Origin of the sequence: Colwellia sp. BRX10-4 (assembly GCF_014077465.1) — a bacterium.
In the GTDB taxonomy this organism is placed as follows: domain Bacteria; phylum Pseudomonadota; class Gammaproteobacteria; order Enterobacterales; family Alteromonadaceae; genus Colwellia_A.
This window is the reverse complement of the sequence record NZ_JACGVZ010000001.1, coordinates 81,560-101,176: the sequence shown is the minus strand read 5'-3', so window position 1 is coordinate 101,176 and position 19,617 is coordinate 81,560. Positions and strand designations below refer to the sequence as shown.

Genomic DNA, 19,617 nt, shown 5'->3' with positions numbered 1-19,617 from the left:
ACTAATCCGATAGTTTAGCGATGCGTAACTGGATTTCATAAACGCCTAACACCCACTTTTGGTTAATGAAGTGAGAACATCATCTTGATAGGCTGAGTCTGAATAACCTACAAAAAATTTGGTCAGTGGATTGAGCTTGTACAAATATAAAAGTTGCTTGCCTAATCTTATACTGTTGGCGTCTACATCAAAAGTATAATTTTGTTGGTTACGTTAAATATCAGTACACACCAACATCAGAGGTAAAAACTGGCGTTGATTGAACTGATAAGTAGTACGAAAATCAGATAGGTTGCCGGTAAAAAGCTGCTGATTATGTACATCAAGATTTTGATAAGTGCCACGCAATGTAAACTGCAAACTTTTACCAATATTCTATTTTATAGTAAGACCAACTAACCATTGTTTATCGAAGCGGTTGTTGTCTTAGTCAATATGGTCATCAAAATGCATAAATGTACTGAAATACCACCATGGACTTGGAGGTATTTCAAAATAAAATTGTTTTGCGGCTCATTGAATAAGGTGCTGTTGTAAGTGATGCTCATAATACTTGGATCATCACGAAGCTCAACTTTATCTCGTTTTAAAAAGCTTATTTCAAAATAGGACTGCAAGCGACCATAGATGCTCAGACGTACTTCAGACTTGTTCTTGATAGTTCGTTATCATCGTTATGGCTGATATCCCAGTCATCGGATAATCTGACTTTATTCCACCACGTGTTTTCACTGTAACCGTTATAACCAGCGCCCACTAACGACTGATAACGGTCAGACAAAAAACCTAAATCTGTTAAAATACTTGCGTCACGGCTGTTGCGATTTAGAAAAAGTTCTAATTTCGCTCCTCGTAGGTATAACTGACATGATAAGCTTTGCCACTAAAAGCGTCGGTTTTTTTCAATTGTAAAACAGTCTCTAAATGGTCCTCGTCCTGCTTACAGTTGTTGTCGAAAAACTCTGTGTATAGATCAGTTGGATATTACCTATCTGAACGTAATTTTTGTGCACGAAAGGTATCGTTACCTGTTAGTTGATATTTTTCATCAATAGCATTAACGTAATTTTAATACCCTTTGCATCATGCAAAGTGCCGGTCCAACCGATAAATAGCTGTTCGAAATCAACAATTATAGTTTTCTCATGCACTCATTAATGGCCAGATACCAGGCGATAAAGCCGTTATTGAATGGTTCGCTAAACAATTCATGAAAAAGAGCTACAAACTAACGCTCAAACACAGTTATGACAGCAGAAGAAATAGAAAAATGGCCGTTCAACAAGTGCCTCAAATGTTAAGTATGTTAGTGGAGCAAGTCTTTTTTATAGTAACCAACACTCATTACACAACTGATTATATTTGAAGGACAGTAAATTAAAGCTTATTCCACTGCATTTTAAAACTGATTAGCCGCTATTATTAACTAAAAGCAGTTAAGCTATTGAGGCATTTATACGTATAACTTAACTGCTAATGTAAAAGAAAAAATAAGGGTCACTTTGAAATGAGCACCGTAAACTCTCACTAAAACCATTCATCTTTTACTTTTCCATAATGAAAATATCCCCATTGTCCAACACGTCTCAAAGGCGCAAATGGAAATTTAGGTAATTCACAATTATAAAGTGGAAGATTTTCTATTTTTGGATCAATAGCTTTTTCAGCGACTTTTTCAGCCAACCGCTTACCTGCTTGCACCGAAAATGACACGCCAGAGCCACAGTAACCCATGCTATAAAAAACATTTTTCTTAGGGTTTTGATAAATATGAGGTAAGTCGTCTAGCGACATACAGATCCAACCTGACCAAGCATACTGGTAGTTTAACTTAGCTAACGGTGGAAAACTTGTTTTTAACACTGCCAACAAACGCTGTGCGTAATAAGGATCATCAGCAGACTTGCCCGTTATTGCGCCACGCCCACCAAATAGAATGCGGTTGTCGGGCAGCTTTCTGTAATAGTATTTTAGCGCTCGAGTATCCATCACTACATTCGACGTTAAAAAGTTACAATCGGCTAACTGCTGCTCTGACAAAGGTTCGGTGACAATAATTTGTGAAAGTACCGGCAACGTTCGATCGGTTGTTAATGAATGAAACCCTTTAGGTGTATATCCGTTGGTAGCAATAACAATCTTTTTAGCCGTAACAACACCTTGAGATGTTATCAGTTTTTGTTGGTGCCCTTCATCTAAAATATCTAACACTGGAGAGCTGGTATGAACTTTAGCGCCTGCTTCACGTGCTAATCGCTGATAGCCCCAGGCCAGTTTCAACGGATTTAAACCAAAACCGTCTTGATAACGAATCGCGCCATAAGCATTTTTATCGTCCATGTATTGTTGACGAACTTCGTTTCTCGTTAAAATCTCCACATCACTATTTTTAATACCTGCAAAGGTTTTTTGTTGCAGTTTTGCTTGGCTAATAAGCTCAGCTAATTTACTCGGCTTATGCGCTACTTTTAAAAAACCACGCGTTTGTACGTCACAGTCAATACCTTCAGCGATCAGTGATTTTACCGTTTCAACGCCAGCGCACATTTCATCATAAATGCCGCGCATCACTTCTTCACCCCATTTTTGCGCCATATCGCTATAAGACTTGCGTCCTGAAGACTTGAGAATAAAGCCAGCATTTCTACCACTACAACCCCAAGCCGTTTGATTTGCCTCTAATACATGTGCCTTAATACCATGTTCACGCGCTAAGTGTAGCGCACAAGAAAGCCCGGTATAACCAGCACCTATAATAGCAACATCAACATCTACGTCTTGATTAATTTGCCCGTCACTTGCTGGGGCATTTATTTCAACATCTGCATTTTCAGCCCAGTAACTTTTAGGATATGGGGCACCACAACCGGGAGATTTATCGTGTAAAGGATCGTACATTTTTCAAAACTACTTTAAGAAAGAAAACCACAGAAACCTTACCGTATTTATGGAAAATTTGCTAAGATCAATTTTATAAAATTACTTTATTTTAACAAATCTAAAAAATGAAAAAACAGTTTAATTCAGTAAAGTCTCAAGTCTTATACCGTAAAATGTTACCCAGCGATTTTTCAGCAATAATAGCCTTAGGCACAGCTGTTCATGGTGCTGGTTATATTGACGATTCAAACATGGGCGTCTGGTATAGAAAAGGTATATTAAAAATAGCTGATAGTAGCGAAATCAATGCAAACTTTGTCGCTTATCTAGATAACGTACTGATAGGTTTTCGCTTAACTTACGCCATTAATCAATGGGAAATTGACGCTTGGTGCAGCCCTGAATTATGGCAACAACCCAGCGAAAAAGTTTGTTATTTCAAATGTAATACGGTTGATGAGAATTATCGTGGTTACGGTGTTGGCAGTCGGCTACTCAAATTATCAACACAAGCAGCAATTAAACAAGGTGCAAATGCGGGTGTTAGTCATTTATGGAAACAAAGCCCCGGTAATAGCGCAGTAAAATATTTCACTAAATGTGGTGGCGTGTTAATTAAAGAACATCCAGAACGCTGGAATGAACTCAGTAAGCAAGGCTATGAATGCCCAGAATGCCCAGACGAATGTAATTGTGTAGCTGCGGAAATGATCATTTACTTTGAAAAATAATCATTACGCCACTCATTTGGATGACATTCAGTAACTAGCCAAATATTTTCTTAAATAATGAAGCTGGTGTTTTAATTTCAGCCACGTGATTTTGTACTAGATCCCCCTGACATTGAGTGCCTATCCTTGCAACATCGGGTAGCACTAAGGCATTAAAGTCATTGAGACTTGGATATTCAACTGCAGAATTTTTATGTTCAAAGTCTCCTGTAGCAGGGTTAAAACGGTATTCTTTCGCCCATTCAACAATATTTTCAGTGACTTGATTAATCGCTTCAACAATATACCTGACTTCTTTATCAGAGGTCGTAGGATGAAATGACGCACGTATCCAACCAGGTTTTTCAGCATAATCACCCCTATTAATTTTTTCAGTGATTTTGTTAGACGTATCATGATCAACATTCAATAATATATGACCATAAGTGCCCGCACATGAACAACCACCACGCGTTTGAACACCAAACTTATCGTTGAGCAATCGTACTACTAAATTATAATGAACATTAGGTATGTAAAAAGAAACAATAGCTAAACGGTCTTTAACATTCTTTTCTAGCATCACTACGTTGTCATTTTTGGCTAATTCAGTCATTACATAATCAGTAATTTCTTTTTCACGGGCGGTAATGTTGTTAACGCCCATAGCGTTCTTTACTTTTATCGCTAAGGCAGTACGAATACACTGTAAAAATCCAGGAGTTCCGCCATCTTCACGCATTTCAATATTATTGAAAAAGCTGTGCTCTCCCCATGGGTTGGTCCAAGTGACTGTTCCGCCTCCGGGGTGATCGGGTACTCTGTTTTTATAGAGCGCTTTATTGAAGATAAGCACTCCCGAGCTGCCAGGCCCACCAAGAAATTTATGAGGAGAGAAATAAATGGCGTCTAAACTTTGCTTGGAGTTTGTTGGATGCATATCAATATCAACATAGGGAGCTGAACAAGCAAAATCAACAAAACATAAGCCGCCGTGTTCGTGCATTTTTTCTGCTAACAAGTGATAAGGGGTTTTAATGCCAGTGACATTGGAACAAGCAGAAAACGAGCCTATTTTTACTTTTCTAGCTTGGTACTTTTCTAACAATAATTGTAGATGTTCAAGCGATGGTAAACCATGGCTGTCAGGGTCAATAATCTCTAACGTGATATCACACTCATACCAAGTAGTTTGGTTTGAATGGTGTTCCATATGGGTAATGAAAACAACGGGTTTATCATAATCATCAAACTTCACTTGCTCTTGCATACGCTCAGGAATACGTAGACCTAGAATACGTTGAAACTTATTAATAACACCGGTCATTCCTGCTTCTGCCGTGATTAATACGTCATTATCGCAGGCATTTACATGGCGTTTTATTATTTTTTGCGCATCATGATATGCATTCGTCATCGCACACCCGGTTAAATTAGTTTCGGTATGGGTATTAGCGACAAAAGGCCCTAAGGTATGGCTGATATAATGTTCAATTGGCGCATAAAGTCGACCACTTGCAGTCCAATCAGCGTAAACAATATCTAATTGCTTACCATTGATTTCATGGCTTAATGATTGACCAATGATATTATTTCTAAAAGGAAGAAAGTGATTTTCAAGTGACATGATTGACGGCTCGTACGTTGTTTCGATAAATAATTCTAGCAAAACCGCACTAATGAGCAATCAAAAACCAATTAAAACAATCAATACGCAAAATAAATTCATATAAAAGCAATTTATAGCAAAAAACTCTAAACTCAACTACTTTTCGTTAAGATAACGAAAACTCAGTTTCGCGCAAATATTGTACTTGTCAGGTGCTTGATCGGATAAGAAGAACAATTCGTCGTACAATACTATTTACTTGGATAAAATTGCGTTACTTTATTAGCTGTTTATAACCGTAGGAATTTAATAAAATATGAATTTTTCTTTGTGTAAGTTTCTGGTCGTGCCCGCTATTCTTGTTTCACTTAGCGCTTGTCAACTCACCATGAATAGCAAAAACTCGCCACAGACCACCGCTAACGAAAAATTTGATAGTACGGTTAAAGCCCTATTAGATCATCGTGCCAGTAAAGGTATTTATCAAAAAAGTGCAGTACTAAACGAAGAAAGCTATTGGCCTGATTTATCACCAGAAATGTTGGAAAAAAAATACCAACAACGTCTCACTATCGCGGCAGCATTTGAAGAGATAAATCAAACGTCACTGACAGACGATAATAAAATTAATTATGCAATTATTAAAGCCCAACTTGATAATAGTATTGCTGAGTATTATTTTAAAGCTCATTACATGCCATTCAATGCTGAATCAGGCTTTCACTCTAATTTAAGTTTTTTCATCAACAATACAGCATTTAATAAAGAAAAAGATATCGACTTCTATTTGAATAAATTATCGGCGCTTCCCCTATATTTTGATCAAAACATTTATTGGATGCAGCAGGGATTATCGACAGGGATCACTCAACCTCAAGCGGTATTAATCGGCTATGAACAGTCAATACTTGCCTTTATTCCTGAATATGCTGAAAATTCTGAATTTCTTAAGCCTTTTAGCACAGCGTCAAATTTAATTGCACCTGACTTGCTTTCTGATAAAAAAAGCCAGCTTATTGCGCTATTAAAAACTAAAGTTATTCCTGCTTATCAGCACTACTATCAATTCTTTACCAAAGAGTATTTTCCAAATGCCCGTAAAACTATTGGCGTTTCGGCGACAGCTAACGGTAATGAATTTTATCGCAATAGAGTTAAACACTACACCACAACAGATATGACACCTGAGAAAATTCATACCTTAGGTTTGAGTGAAGTAAAACGTATTCGTCAAGAAATGGCTGAGATCATTGTAAAAACTGGTTTTAAAGGGACTTTTTCTGAGTTCACCGATTTCTTACGAACTGATGAACAGTTTTATGCAAAAACGCCGTTAGCGTTACTTAAAGAAGCTGCGTATATTGCCAAACAAATGGATGCTAAATTACCCGCACTCTTTAAGCATTTACCACGCACACCTTATGGTGTTGCACCAGTACCAGACAGCATCGCACCTAAGTATACTACTGGACGCTACATTCGGGCGCAAAATGATACTCAGCCTGGTTATTATTGGGTTAATACCTACGCGTTAGACAAACGTCCCCTTTATGTATTACCCGCTTTAACCTTACATGAGGGTGTCCCTGGGCATCATCTGCAAATATCATTGAATGGCGAATTAGATAACCTACCTTCATACCGAAGAAATGCCTATATTTCAGCTTTTGGTGAAGGTTGGGGCTTGTATGCTGAATGGTTAGGTATTGAAGCCGGCATATACCAAGACCACTACAGTAATTTTGGTCGCCTGACCTATGAAATGTGGCGGGCAGCCCGTCTTGTTGTTGATACCGGCATGCATGTTATGGACTGGTCAAGAGCGCGTGCCATAAACTTTATGACCAATAACACCGCACTTTCATCACACAATGTAAAAACAGAAATTGATCGTTATATATCATGGCCTGGACAAGCGTTATCTTACAAAATTGGTGAGATAACCATCAGAAATCTACGTAAAAAAACAGCAGCTGAATTGGGACAAAATTTTGATGTGCGCGAATTTCATCATCAAATTTTGAAAAATGGTTCCGTACCTCTAAACGTACTTGAAGACCAAATTAACGCCTATATTGCCACAACGTTACTAACAATCGCAGCAGAAGATAAGAAAAAAAGCATCGCAAGTGAGTAGACACTCATAGCCATATGAAGTGACACGGGGTTAGTTGATTTAACTCCGTGCCGTTAATGAGCATGAATTATCTAGCTCGTTCGACAAACCGGACAATCGTCCTGTTTATTTAGGGTAAATTGTTGCCATTGATTTGATAAACCATCAAAGAGATTTAACTGATTAATATGTATGGTGTTGCCTGTTAATAATTTAATGGCCTGTAACGATTGCATACCGGCTATAATCGCTAATACAGGACCGACAATACCAAGGGTTTGACAATTTTGGGTCGGCGCTTTTTCACTCGCAGGAAATAAGCACTGATAGCAAGCACTTGCTGGATTTCGAGGATCAATGACTAATTGCTGACCGTCAAACCCCGTAGCCGCCCCAACGATTAATGGTGTTTTTTGCTCAACACAGATTTTATTTAATAAATAACGTGTGGTGATATTGTCTGTGCAATCAAGGACCACATCGACCTGTTCAATGTAATAGTTTGCTAATTCTTCATCAAGCATCTCATCAACGACTTCGATAGTAATGTCACTGTTATGCTGTTGCAATTTCTCAGCACCAACATCAGCTTTATTATTACCGATATCATTTTCAGTGAATAATATCTGTCGCTGTAAATTGGTCATCTCAACCTTATCACCGTCGGCAATAAATAAAGTTCCTACTCCGGCGGCCGCTAAATATAAACTGACCGGATTACCTAGCCCACCGACACCAACGATTAGTACTTTGGCTTCACGCAGGGCTAACTGCCCTTGCTCACCTATTTTATTGATCATAATTTGACGGCTGTAACGTAGTTGTTCGTGTTGAGATAACATCAGCTAAATAGTTCCTAAAAAAAGTTAACGCAGTGAACGTACTGCATTCGCTTTGAATTGAATAAATATACTTTGACCCGGCATTAACGATAAGCGCTTAGCCGACCAAGTAGTAATGGTGACAAAAAAGGGTTGTGCTGAGCAATTAACCGTTATTAGCATTTGAGCATTAGCGCCATCAGACGATATGATATGACTAATTGCTGTTATTTCGCCATGTAAGTGATTAACAATAGAGCTTTCAATAGGTTCATGTAAAGTAATGCTAATATCACTAGCGGCAATAATGCAGCGCACTTTTTTCTTTTTGTCTGATGGACTGTCACAAGCAATAAATATTTGTTGCTCGCCTAAACGTAAACTTGTTAAGCCGTATTCGGGTAAATGCTCTTTCACCATCAATGATAAGCTGGTTTGATGCAATATTTCGTTATTGGTGGTTAGTTGATGAATAACGTGGTGAATATCACCATGATGAATCACTTTTCCTAAAGAAATAACTAGTAGCTTATCGGCCAGTTGTTGAAGCTCATCTAAAGAATGGCTGACATATAACATCGGTAAATTAAGCTTTCTCTTGACCCTGTCGAGTAAAGCTAACAAGATAATTTTATTTTTATCGTCAAGTGCACTCAAGGGCTCATCAAGTAATAATAATCTTGGCTCAGCCAATATGGCGCGCGCTAATGCAACACGCTGTTGCTCGCCCCCAGAGAGTTGAGTAACCGCTTTATAGAGCAAGCTTTCAAGCTGGGTGAGTTCAACTATTTCTGCAAAACTTAACCGACAATTTTTATGTCGCTTTTGCCCAAAACGTAGGTTTTCTTCGACATTTAAATGAGGAAACAAGCGACTATTTTGAAAAACTAAACCTATGCGACGTTGATGTGGTGCAATAAACGTTTTTGCCTCGCTATTAAATAAGTATTCATCATCAAGTAATACCTTGCCATGTGCTTGTTGTTCTAATCCGGCGATCACTTTTAATAAGGTTGATTTTCCAGAGCCAGAATGACCAAAAATCCCTGTGATACCCGTTAAAGATATTTTTTCATCAATTGTTAATGAAAAATCATCATGCTCAACGGTGAAATTTAGTGCTAGCTCAGCCATTAATTAAACCTCCTTGATTTAACTCGTTTATTTTTAGCAGGCCTATTCAGTAAATAAATTAAAGATAATAGAACAAGCGATGAGATAACTAAACTTATTGAAATAAGGTGTGCTTGTGCATAATCGAACGCTTCAACATGATCGAACAAGGCAATTGACAGCACACGGGTTTCACCTGGAATATTACCACCAATCATTAAGACCACACCAAATTCACCAACCGTATGAGCAAAGCCTAAACTGGCTGCGGTAATAAAACTGGCTTTAGTCATTGGCATAACAACCGTAAAAAATCGATCGAAAGCGCTAGCACCAAGCATAGCTGCTGCTTCTAATAAGTCATCGCCCAATTGCTCAAATGCCTTTTGTAATGGTTGCACAACAAAGGGTAAAGAGTATAAAACAGAGCCAATAACAATAGCAGAAAAGCTAAACGCTAGTTGTTGACCGGTTGCCTGTTGCCAAATTTGTCCTGGAAGGTATTGCGGAGAAAACAACAATAATAAATAAAATCCCAGTACTGTCGGTGGTAGTACTAAAGGTAAAGCCACTAATGCTTCAATAAAAACTTTCGATCGGCTTTGCATTTTAGCGAGATACCAAGCGAGTGGCGTGCCAATTAACATTAAAATAACCGTGGTTAAGCCCGCCATTTTTAATGTGGTGATCAGCGCCAGCATATCTGGGTGGGTATTACTCATTGGCATTCATCTCATTCGACAATGCATAACCTGATTCAGTGATAAACTGTTGAGCTTGCTTACTCATCAACAAGGTAACAAAACGTTCGGCTTGGGCTATTTTTTTACTGTGCTTTAAAATCACTAATTGCTGTTTTATTGGTTGATGTAAATGTGAGGGGATCAATACTCCCTTAAAATTATTGAGCACTAATTGACTACTACTGACAATGCCTAAGTTTACGGCTTGCGAACGTGTTTGCTGAAACGTTTGGCCAATATTAATTCCTTGAATTAATCGGTCTTTATAATCATCCCAACGTTGTAAATTTTCTAATACTTGCTTAGCAGCCTTACCGTAGGGCGCAATCCTGGGGTTAGCAATGGCAAGACGATGTTTATTATTATTAAGGGCTACCAAGAGGTCGCTGTCAATATTACCCTTTGCAGACCAGAGAGCTAGCTGCCCAAAAGCATAGGTTTGCAGACTTCCACTCACCGCTAAGCCGCTTGTTGATAATAATTGTGGTCGTTCACTGTCAGCAGATAAAAACACATCAAAAGTAGCGCCATGTTCAATTTGTAGAAATAAAGTACCACTGGATGCCACGATAAGAATTGGTGATAAAAATTGTTTTTGATTTGAATTAAAGCGAGCCAGTAACTGTTTTAATGTCGGTGCAAAATTCGAAGCAACGGCAATGCGCAAGGGTGCTTCATTCTCACTTGCCGTGTATTTAGCCGCAACTAAAGTTATCGGTAACATAAGTAGCGCTATCAATAAAAAACGAGTAGATATACTCGCCAGCATTAATGCCAAAGCTATTTACTCCACGCCTGTGCTTTTTCTTTATCACTGGCCTTCGCTGCTAACCAGGTTTCACCAAGTTCAGTGAGTTCTTTTTTCCAAAATGGCGCGGCCACTTTTAAAAAATCCATAATAAATTCATTAGCAGCAAATGCATCTTGACGATGTTTACTAGTCACACCAACAAAAACAATTTGTTCACCTATGGCTAACTGGCCGATTCGGTGAATAACTTTTACACGGCCAATATCCCAGCGTTTTTTTGCCGTATCAATGATTTCAGCTAATAGCTTTTCAGTCATATCAGGGTAGTGCTCAAGGAATAATCCTTTAACTTTCAAACCCAAGTTATTATTGCGCACTCGACCGCTGAAGGTAACAACGGCACCATCTTCAACATTATCATTCTCTAACAGATTAACTTCAACACCGTGATCAAAGTCTTCGGTTTGAATACTGATCTCTGGGTACTTATTATTGAGACTCGCCATATTAACTATTTTATCCTCCGGTGACGGGTGGAAAGAAAGCCACTTCGTCTCCTGCTTTCACCAAAAAATCATTATTAACCATTTGATGATTAACCGCACAAAGTAATGAATTGTTGGTGAGGTAATATTGCCAATCATTATTTTTTTCACCTAACGCCACTTTAACTTCAGCGACGGTAGTGGCAAGGTCAGCACTTATTTCAGTACCCGCAGAGCCGAGCTGTTCTCGCAACGCGGCAAAAAATATTACTTTGATCATAGCTTATCCTTTATTCTTTGAATCTTCTAAAGCTTGCTCTGCTTTTGCTTGCCAAGAGCCTGATTTACCCCCCTCCTTAGTCATTACACGAATACCGTGAATTTCCATTAAAGGGTCAGCGGCTTTACACATATCAAATAATGTTAAACACGCAACAGCAACCGCTGTTAGGGCTTCCATTTCGACACCCGTTTGTCCGGTTAGTTTACATAAACTTGTCACATGCACTTGGCTACGTTCTTCATCGATGGTGAAATCAACATTTACTTTAGTTAACATCAACGGATGACAAAGAGGAATTAAATCACTGCATTTTTTTGCCGCTTGAATACCGGCAATGCGAGCAACAGAAAATACATCACCCTTTTTATTATCACCTTGGGTAATTAACGACAAGGTATGTGCCGACATTTGGATATAACCTTCGGCCGTCGCAGACCTTGACGTCAGCGCTTTATCGGTGACATCAACCATATTTGCTTCACCACGTTTATTGACATGGCTTAAGGCGCTAACATGGTTATTATTTGCTAAAGTAGTCATTAGTCGCGCGTCTCACAAACTTCTGCCATTTTTAAATGAGGTACAAAATTACAAGGGCGATGGCTCGCATCAAGTTGCTCTCTAATAAGTTTATCCCAAGCAGTACGACAAGCATTAGTTGAGCCTGGTACACATAAAATAACAGTACTGTTAGCAATGCCGCCAAACGCTCGTGACTGAATTGTCGACGTGCCAATTTCATCAAGCGAAATAGCCCGAAAAACTTCACCAAAACCTTCGACATTTTTATCAAATAAAGGCATTAAGGCTTCAGGAGTATTATCACGAGCAGTAAAACCGGTGCCGCCGGTCGAAATTATCGCTTGGACATTATCATCGGCAATCCATTTTGAAACAATGGCGCGTAGTTGATAAACATCATCTTTAACAATCACTTTATCGGCAAGTTTATGACCCGCTTCAGTTAGGCGTTCAACAAGTACTTGCCCTGAAGTGTCATTTGATTCATCACGGGTATCAGAAACAGTTAATACCGCAATTGATAAGGGAATAAAAGCGTTACCGCTATGTAAAGAGCTCATGATTTTTCCTAAATTTTATTAGTTTCTGTCAATTGTTAAATAAAAAACGCAAAAAATCACACAGAAAAGCGTTGCTGCGCTTGTTGCCATTCTTGCGGTGTATTGGTATTAAATAAACACTGTGGTGACTTCACAGCTAAAACTTGATGTGGCACTTGTGCAAACATCGAACGAATAGACGGACCATTTTTCTTAGGGTTGTTTTTTTCGCTTAACGCACCTTTATTACCTTGCAAATAATGGAGAAAATGCGAGGTAAAAAATTGCTCAACAAAAGCATTGTTAGGTAAATAAAGTGGTAAAAAATGATTAGAATAAAAACAGGCTTTTTGAGCTAATTCACCTTTTATTTTTAACTGCGAAAGTGTTTCCTTGGTCATTAAAGGTAAATCAACCGGTAATATCAATAATGATTTAGGTTGGTATTTTTTAATAACACTGTAAATACCCCCCATAGGGCCAAGTTCTGCAAATTGATCAGTAACATAATTTTCGCTGTTAACATTAATCCCATCAGTACTTCCACTGACAACAATGTTATTTATACCAATATTTTTCAGTAGGTCCTTACTGAAACTGAGCATATTTTCTTTGCCATTTACTGCAATCTTATTACGCATTAACAAAGCTTTATTGCTGCCCATACGAGAAGACTTTCCACCCGCTAGCACTACGCCTAAACATCCTTGATTAAACAAAGCTGCATTCATCTTAGCCACCCAACATCGCAAGGTTTTTGGTGGCACCGGTGAGTTTATCTTGCAGAAAATGAGTGGCTTTTTTATCGGTCATCATCGCGCGAATCTGTGCTTTCAATGGCTCAATATCATCTTGCTGTAAATACTCTTTTAACGGTAAACCTTCTTCGGTAAATAAGCATAAATGTAATTTACCTAATGAACTTATCCGCAAACGATTACAAGTACTACAAAAGTCTTTACTGTACGGCATAATTAAACCGATTTTACCTTGATAATCAGGATGATAAAACTCTTGTGCTGGGCCTGCTGCTTTATCGTTAACTACATGTAACCAACCATCTAATATTAGATTTTGCTTAATACGTGCACCCTGTACATGTTGTGCATCAAAAAATTCTTGGTTATCACCGGTTTGCATTAATTCAATAAAGCGTAATGTCACCGGAGTCACTTTCAGCCAATCAAGAAAAGTTTTAATGTCGTGACCGTTGTATTCGCGCATTAATACGGTATTAATTTTAATTGTTGCACGACCATCTGCCAACGCCATATCTATGCCTTTTAAAATATGGGGTAACTTATTGTGGCCGGTGATTGAATGGAACATGCGCGGGTCAAGACTATCAATACTAATATTAATCGCGTCAATTCCGGCATCTAACCAGCCTTGCAGATGTTCAGGTAATTTATAACCATTAGTGGTTATCGCGACTTTTTTAATACCAGGCGTTTGCTTACAAGCAGCAATAATTTCAGGTAAGTCTTTTCGCAGTGAAGGTTCGCCACCGGTTATACGGATTTTCTCTGTACCCATTTGAGCAAAAGCGTTGGCAACACGCTTAATTTCGTCAAAGGATAGAAAATCACGATCATGGTCACATGAATAACCATCAGGTAAGCAATAGGTGCAACGGAAGTTGCAAACGTCAGTAATAGAGAGGCGCAAGTAATAAAACTTGCGACCGAAGTTGTCTGTTAACATCTCACCTTTCCAAATGTAGGGAGGCTAACAAGTTTCCTCGTTAACCCTGGTGGTTATAGCAAAATTACTATTAACCACGGCTTAAATAGCATTCTAAAAAAAGATTTAGCTAGAAAAGCTCGGCGAATAATTCATTTAATGAATACAAGTATAGTAAACTATTTCACTATTAAAATACGGCTAGACGATAAGTAATTTTGATATGCATCAAAAAGTCATCACTTTACACGTATTATTGATAAGTAAATTTACGTCATAATAACGTATTCCTATGCTGTTAAATAAATTGTAATAGGCGCGTATGGGAATAACACGCAGGCGGTGCTAATTTGCCGTGTAAAAATAAATATAATAGAAGAGTTACTTATGGTTGATTGTTATTCTGCTCCCGGATTATTACCTTTCGAACAAGCGATGGAAAAAATGTTATCGGCGATTACGCCGATCGATACAACTGAGACAATTTCTTTGGCATTAGGTTTAAATCGTGTGCTAGCTCGCAACATTTCGAGCCCATTAAATGTTCCTCCTCATCATAATTCAGCCATGGACGGTTATGCCTTTAAATTGGCAAGTTTACAAACGACTGATACATTAACTATGATTGGCCGGTCAATGGCTGGCGCGCCTTTTCAAGGTGAATGTAAAATCGGTGAATGTATTCGTATAATGACAGGTGCAAAATTACCAAGTTGTTGTGATACCGTCGAAATGCAAGAGAACTGCCAAGCAAAAGATACCGGTATTACATTCCTAGAAAGCCGAGAATTTAACGATAACATTCGCTTTACCGGTGAAGATATCGCAATAAACCAAGCCGTTTTTAGCCAAGGTAAAAAGCTCTCGGCGATAGATATTGGTGTACTGGCATCTTTAGGTGTGCCAACAGTAGAAGTCTATCGTAAAATTACTGTTGCTGTATTAGCAACCGGCGATGAATTAAAATCTCCGGGCGAAGTCCTTAATGACGGTGATATTTATGAAAGTAATAGCCATGCGTTAATTGCGATGTTGACTAAGCTGAATGTTACTGTTATTAATTTTGGTATTATCGTTGACGATGAACAAGCAATACGCACTGCATTTGAACAAGCCGATCAACAAGCCGATGTTGTTATTTCTTCAGGAGGTGTTTCTGTAGGTGACGCCGATTATACTAAGTTGGTACTTGAACAATTAGGCGAAATTGGTTTTTGGAAAATAGCCATGAAACCCGGTAAGCCTTTTGCTTTTGGAAAATTACCTAATAGTTACTTTTTTGGCTTACCCGGCAACCCTGTTTCAGCCTTGGTCACCGCACATCAATTGGCTGTGCCCGCATTATTAAAATTACAGCATGCCCAAGCTAAAAAGTTACCACTATTAAAAGTAAAAACAGCCACCCAATTAAATAAACGCGCCGGACGCATGGACTTTCAACGGGCGATATTGTCAACCAATCACCAAGGCGAGATGATAGTTACCAGTACAGGTAGTCAAGGCTCAGGGATTTTAACCAGCATGTCGATGGCCAACTGCTATATTGTTCTACCGGCAAACCAAGGCAACGTTCCCGCTAATGAAATTGTTAACGTGCAACTATTTGATGATGTTATTCAATAGCATTATTTATTTTTAGCTTGTTATGAATACACAATATGACGATTAAAATATATTGCCTGCCCGGTACCATGTGCGATCAACGTCTGTGGCAGGCTTGTATGGCTTACTTACCTGAAAATGTGGAGCTTATCCACATTGCCATCCCCGTGAAAAATAGTATTGATAAAATAGTCACTGCGCTTGAACAAAAATTCCCACCAGGAAAAATAAATTTAGCCGGTTTTTCTTTAGGGGGATATATCGCGTCAGCTTTTGCGCTGAAGTATCCTAATAAAATTAACAAACTACTGCTTATTTCTAATATGTCTTATTTGTTGCCACCCGCTGCATTAAAAGAGCGCAGCCGAACGATTGCTTATGTAAAGTTGCATGGTTACTCAGGCATCACCAGCAAACGTATAACTGCCTTGCTGCATCCAAGCAAACACAATAATCAAGACATCATTAACTGTATTCGAGCAATGGATATTGAGTTGGGTAAGGAGACACTTATCCATCAATTAACAGTGACCACCCAACGCGAAAATTTATTAGTAAAACTTCCTACGCTTGCCGTCCCCATTCAGTTCTTAATTGGTGATAATGACTCGCTGGTTACGTTAACGCGCATTGCCGCTATTTTAACGCAATCGACGCTGATTTCTTCAATAACACTTGCCGACACCGGCCATATGTTACCCCTTGAACAACCAGAAAAGTGTGCTGGCAATATGATTCGTTTTTTTATCGAGTAATAAGCATTTAAACAAGGTAAAATGACCTATCATATTTATGCCAAGGAATTCCCGTTGAGCCAGCTTAGTTTTTCCACCTTACAACTCAAACCTGAGTTAATTCAAAATTTAGAGTCTATGGGTTATCAACAGATGACCGACATTCAAGCCCAAAGCTTGCCAACTATTATTGCCGGTGGTGACGTTATTGCCCAAGGTAAAACAGGCTCAGGGAAAACCGCCGCTTTTGGCCTAGGTGTTTTAGAAAAACTAGACGTAAAACGTTTTCGTATTCAAACACTGATCCTTTGTCCTACACGTGAATTAGCCGACCAAGTAGCGAAAGAAATTCGTAAATTAGCCCGAGCCATCCATAACATAAAAATATTGACCCTTTGTGGCGGTATGCCTTTTGGCCCGCAAGTTGGTTCTTTAGAGCATGGTGCTCATATCATTGTTGGCACGCCAGGAAGAATTGAAGATCATTTAGGTAAAGGCACATTAAAGTTAGACGATGTGAATATGCTAGTGCTTGATGAAGCCGACCGCATGCTAGAGATGGGCTTTCAAGCCTCCGTTGATTTTATTATTAGCCAAATTCCTCAACAACGACAGACCTTATTATTTAGTGCGACTTATCCTGCAGAAATTGCCGATATTGCTAAAAAAATAATGCTATCACCAACCAAGGTAACCGTTGAGGGAAATCACGAAGAAAGCACCATATCACAGCATTTTTATAAGGTAGAGAATGACAGCGAGCGTATCGACGGTATCCGTTTATTGTTGTTACAGCATCAACCCGAATCAAGTATCGTTTTTTGTAACACCAAAAAAGACGTACAAATTGTTGTCAATGAACTACGTAATTACGGTTTTAATGTTCAAGATTTACATGGCGATTTAGAGCAAAGAGATCGTACCGAAGTATTAGTTCGCTTTGCCAATAAGAGTATTTCAATTTTAGTCGCCACCGATGTTGCCGCGCGTGGTTTAGACATTGATGCGCTAGATGCCGTATTTAATTATCATATCGCTCGTGATAGCGAAATTCATGTACACCGTATTGGCCGCACAGGTCGAGCGGGTAGCACAGGTATTGCTTGTTCTTTTTTCAGTGAAAAAGAAAGCTACAAAATAGGTTTATTAGAAGATTACCTTGACCGAACTATCGAAGGCGAATTACTGCCAGACGCTAGTGTATTAAACGCCTCGGTGTATTCTCCGAAAATGGCAACAATACAAATAGATGGTGGTAAAAAACAAAAAGTACGTGCGGGCGATATCCTTGGCGCTCTAACTGGTGATAAAACCATTTCAGCTAGCGAAGTGGGGAAAATTCAATTATCAGATAACTGGGCTTATGTAGCTGTAAGCCGAAAGTTTGCCAAGCAGGCCTTTAAAAAACTCAGTGACGGCAAGTTAAAAGGTCGTAAATTTAGAGTGCGATTACTATAGTTACTTTCGGTTAAAACAGTATTTATCAATAACGAGGTTTTATAAAATGATTGTATTTTAATACAAACCTCGTATGATACTGTTGTTTTGTACAGTTAATTTTGATTGTATAAGCGGTTTTAAATCGTATATGATAAAACCATCAAGCGTAATATTGATCCTATAAGGGAAAAAAAATGGCAGTTGAAAGTCGATTTGTCGTCATTAGACAAGGTGTGGAGGTAGAAACATTCATGGATAAAAAAGCAGCAGACGAGTATGACAAAATGCTTGATATGGCTGACAGCTTAGCCGAAATGTTTGAAGCCAGCAGCTTTAATATTGATGAAAAAGTGCGTGAAGAACTCTGTATTTATCTAGCTAAGAATCGTGAAGATGTGCTTGTTGCTTTGCAAGCTAAGAAAGCTAAGCCAGAAACTGCTGCTAAAAAAAACGTTACCGCGTCAGTTGAAACAGTAAATAGCACTGACTCGTCGCCAGAAATTGAAGCAAAAGTAAAAGCGCCGCGCAAAGCTAAAGCGAGCACAAATAAATAAAGTGCGATGTACGGGTTTGAATTTACCTTTACTTAGCACTAGATAATATTGAATTATGTTGTTATATCAGCTCATTCGTAGTGTTAAAAGAAAAACGGTTGGCTTACAAGTTAAGCACGGAAAAATTATAATCCGTGCGCCAAAATATGTTTCTGAAGATGATATAGCGAACATTGTTAAATCAAAAAGTCTTTGGCTGCACAGAAAAATTGCCGAGCAAAACGCACAACCTGCCAGTCAAAATAATCATTATCAAAAAGATAGCCAATTGCTTATTAATGGCGAACTTAAAACACTGGATATTCATTATGGTCTATTTCCAGAAATAACGCTTCATCAAGATACCATCATAGCGACTCTCGCTAGTAAATTAAAAATCAAAATAGCTGATGATATAAAAAACCAAGATAAATATGTAAAGCAACAACTTGAAGCTTGGTTAAAGCAGCAAACTTATGCTTATATTGATGAAAATTTATCTCATTACGCGGAAAAAATTGGTGTTTTACCCAAATTGTTTAAAGTAAGATTGTACAAGTCTAGATGGGGCAGCTGTAATAGTCGAAGTGAACTTAGTTTCAGTTCTTTATTAGCCATGACGCCTAAATGGATTATCGATTATGTAATAGTTCACGAGCTTTGTCATCTTAGGTATATGAATCACTCAACTAAGTTTTGGCAATTAGTTGCGCTTAACTACCCTAACTACGGTTCAGCTAAAGCGTGGTTAAAATCCCACCAAAACCAATTACAATGGCCGACTATTTAATGGTCATAATATCCTCGTAGGGGATAAATGAGCGAAAAAATAAACCTTTTTATAAACAAAATATAATCAATTCAGTATTAGCCTAATAAAATTCTCAACAATTTCTCCAACTTACATTATATTGTGGCACGAATATCGCTTATTATTTGAATACTAATTTAAATTCACAGGATATAACAATTTATTAGCCATTGTTATAATCAATAGATGAAGAGATAAATGATGAAATTCAAAACATATAGCTGGAAAGCTATTGCGATTTA

The 19,617-nt window shown here is 38.3% G+C and carries 20 protein-coding genes and 1 riboswitch; of the genes, 7 read left to right on the top strand and 13 right to left on the bottom strand.

What is annotated here, in order from left to right; genetic code table 11:
• Positions 1–213: 213 nt before the first annotated feature.
• Positions 214–360 carry a hypothetical protein gene (locus H4J67_RS00545; protein ID WP_182176313.1) on the bottom strand — a complete coding sequence of 49 codons (147 nt, stop codon included), beginning with the start codon at positions 358–360 and terminating at the stop codon, positions 214–216.
• Between the two features lie 1,167 nt (positions 361–1,527).
• On the bottom strand, positions 1,528–2,898 hold the full coding sequence (locus H4J67_RS00540; protein WP_182176315.1) for an FAD-binding oxidoreductase: 1,371 nt from the start codon (positions 2,896–2,898) through the stop codon (positions 1,528–1,530).
• A gap of 107 nt (positions 2,899–3,005) precedes the next feature.
• On the opposite strand from H4J67_RS00540, the gene H4J67_RS00535 reads away from it, so the two are divergent.
• Entirely contained in the window at positions 3,006–3,611 is a 606-nt protein-coding gene (locus H4J67_RS00535; protein ID WP_259368435.1) for a GNAT family N-acetyltransferase, read from the top strand.
• A 34-nt stretch (positions 3,612–3,645) separates the two neighbouring features.
• On the opposite strand, the gene H4J67_RS00530 is transcribed toward H4J67_RS00535, so the two are convergent.
• Complete coding sequence (locus H4J67_RS00530) at positions 3,646–5,217, bottom strand: aminotransferase class V-fold PLP-dependent enzyme (protein ID WP_182176316.1); 1,572 nt, start codon at positions 5,215–5,217, stop codon at positions 3,646–3,648.
• Between the two features lie 298 nt (positions 5,218–5,515).
• Between H4J67_RS00530 and H4J67_RS00525 the strand changes: the two genes are divergently transcribed.
• Complete coding sequence (locus H4J67_RS00525; protein ID WP_182202550.1) at positions 5,516–7,336, top strand: DUF885 family protein; 1,821 nt, start codon at positions 5,516–5,518, stop codon at positions 7,334–7,336.
• A 71-nt stretch (positions 7,337–7,407) separates the two neighbouring features.
• On the opposite strand, the gene H4J67_RS00520 is transcribed toward H4J67_RS00525, so the two are convergent.
• From H4J67_RS00520 to moaA, 10 genes are all read right to left on the bottom strand, one after another.
• Positions 7,408–8,157, bottom strand: coding sequence for a HesA/MoeB/ThiF family protein (locus H4J67_RS00520; protein WP_182202549.1), 750 nt, complete (start codon positions 8,155–8,157; stop codon positions 7,408–7,410).
• 24 nt (positions 8,158–8,181) lie between these two features.
• On the bottom strand, positions 8,182–9,270 hold the full coding sequence (modC, locus tag H4J67_RS00515; RefSeq protein ID WP_182176319.1) for a molybdenum ABC transporter ATP-binding protein: 1,089 nt from the start codon (positions 9,268–9,270) through the stop codon (positions 8,182–8,184).
• Positions 9,270–9,971 (bottom strand): molybdate ABC transporter permease subunit, encoded by a 702-nt coding sequence (gene modB / locus H4J67_RS00510; RefSeq protein ID WP_182202547.1) that lies wholly within the window; start codon positions 9,969–9,971, stop codon positions 9,270–9,272. Before modB ends, modC begins: the two co-directional genes overlap by 1 nt.
• Complete coding sequence (modA, locus tag H4J67_RS00505) at positions 9,964–10,761, bottom strand: molybdate ABC transporter substrate-binding protein (protein ID WP_259368450.1); 798 nt, start codon at positions 10,759–10,761, stop codon at positions 9,964–9,966. Before modA ends, modB begins: the two co-directional genes overlap by 8 nt.
• Positions 10,762–10,772: 11 nt before the next feature.
• Positions 10,773–11,249, bottom strand: coding sequence for a molybdopterin synthase catalytic subunit MoaE (gene moaE, locus H4J67_RS00500; protein ID WP_070374822.1), 477 nt, complete (start codon positions 11,247–11,249; stop codon positions 10,773–10,775).
• Positions 11,250–11,259: 10 nt separating this feature from the next.
• Entirely contained in the window at positions 11,260–11,508 is a 249-nt protein-coding gene (moaD, locus tag H4J67_RS00495) for a molybdopterin converting factor subunit 1 (protein WP_182176321.1), read from the bottom strand.
• Positions 11,509–11,511: 3 nt separating this feature from the next.
• On the bottom strand, positions 11,512–12,051 hold the full coding sequence (gene moaC, locus H4J67_RS00490) for a cyclic pyranopterin monophosphate synthase MoaC (protein WP_070374824.1): 540 nt from the start codon (positions 12,049–12,051) through the stop codon (positions 11,512–11,514).
• Positions 12,051–12,593: a molybdenum cofactor biosynthesis protein B gene (moaB, locus tag H4J67_RS00485; RefSeq protein WP_182176323.1), complete on the bottom strand. Its 543-nt coding sequence runs from the start codon at positions 12,591–12,593 to the stop codon at positions 12,051–12,053. Before moaB ends, moaC begins: the two co-directional genes overlap by 1 nt.
• Before the next feature lie 56 nt (positions 12,594–12,649).
• Complete coding sequence (locus H4J67_RS00480) at positions 12,650–13,303, bottom strand: molybdenum cofactor guanylyltransferase (RefSeq protein WP_182176324.1); 654 nt, start codon at positions 13,301–13,303, stop codon at positions 12,650–12,652.
• 1 nt (position 13,304) lies between these two features.
• Positions 13,305–14,276 carry a GTP 3',8-cyclase MoaA gene (gene moaA, locus H4J67_RS00475; RefSeq protein WP_182176325.1) on the bottom strand — a complete coding sequence of 324 codons (972 nt, stop codon included), beginning with the start codon at positions 14,274–14,276 and terminating at the stop codon, positions 13,305–13,307.
• Positions 14,263–14,413: riboswitch (molybdenum cofactor riboswitch) on the bottom strand. Its footprint overlaps the gene before it by 14 nt.
• Positions 14,414–14,642: 229 nt before the next feature.
• Between moaA and moeA the strand changes: the two genes are divergently transcribed.
• From moeA to H4J67_RS00450, 5 genes are all read left to right on the top strand, one after another.
• Positions 14,643–15,878 (top strand): molybdopterin molybdotransferase MoeA, encoded by a 1,236-nt coding sequence (moeA, locus tag H4J67_RS00470; protein ID WP_182202539.1) that lies wholly within the window; start codon positions 14,643–14,645, stop codon positions 15,876–15,878.
• A 35-nt stretch (positions 15,879–15,913) separates the two neighbouring features.
• On the top strand, positions 15,914–16,612 hold the full coding sequence (locus H4J67_RS00465) for an alpha/beta fold hydrolase (RefSeq protein ID WP_182176327.1): 699 nt from the start codon (positions 15,914–15,916) through the stop codon (positions 16,610–16,612).
• Positions 16,613–16,633: 21 nt separating this feature from the next.
• Positions 16,634–18,049, top strand: coding sequence for an ATP-dependent RNA helicase DbpA (dbpA, locus tag H4J67_RS00460; protein WP_182176328.1), 1,416 nt, complete (start codon positions 16,634–16,636; stop codon positions 18,047–18,049).
• Positions 18,050–18,225: 176 nt separating this feature from the next.
• The gene (locus H4J67_RS00455; RefSeq protein ID WP_182202537.1) at positions 18,226–18,585 is read left to right on the top strand and encodes a YebG family protein; all 360 of its coding nucleotides are present in this window, start codon (positions 18,226–18,228) and stop codon (positions 18,583–18,585) included.
• Between the two features lie 55 nt (positions 18,586–18,640).
• Positions 18,641–19,354: a M48 family metallopeptidase gene (locus tag H4J67_RS00450; protein ID WP_182202535.1), complete on the top strand. Its 714-nt coding sequence runs from the start codon at positions 18,641–18,643 to the stop codon at positions 19,352–19,354.
• Positions 19,355–19,617 lie beyond the last annotated feature (263 nt).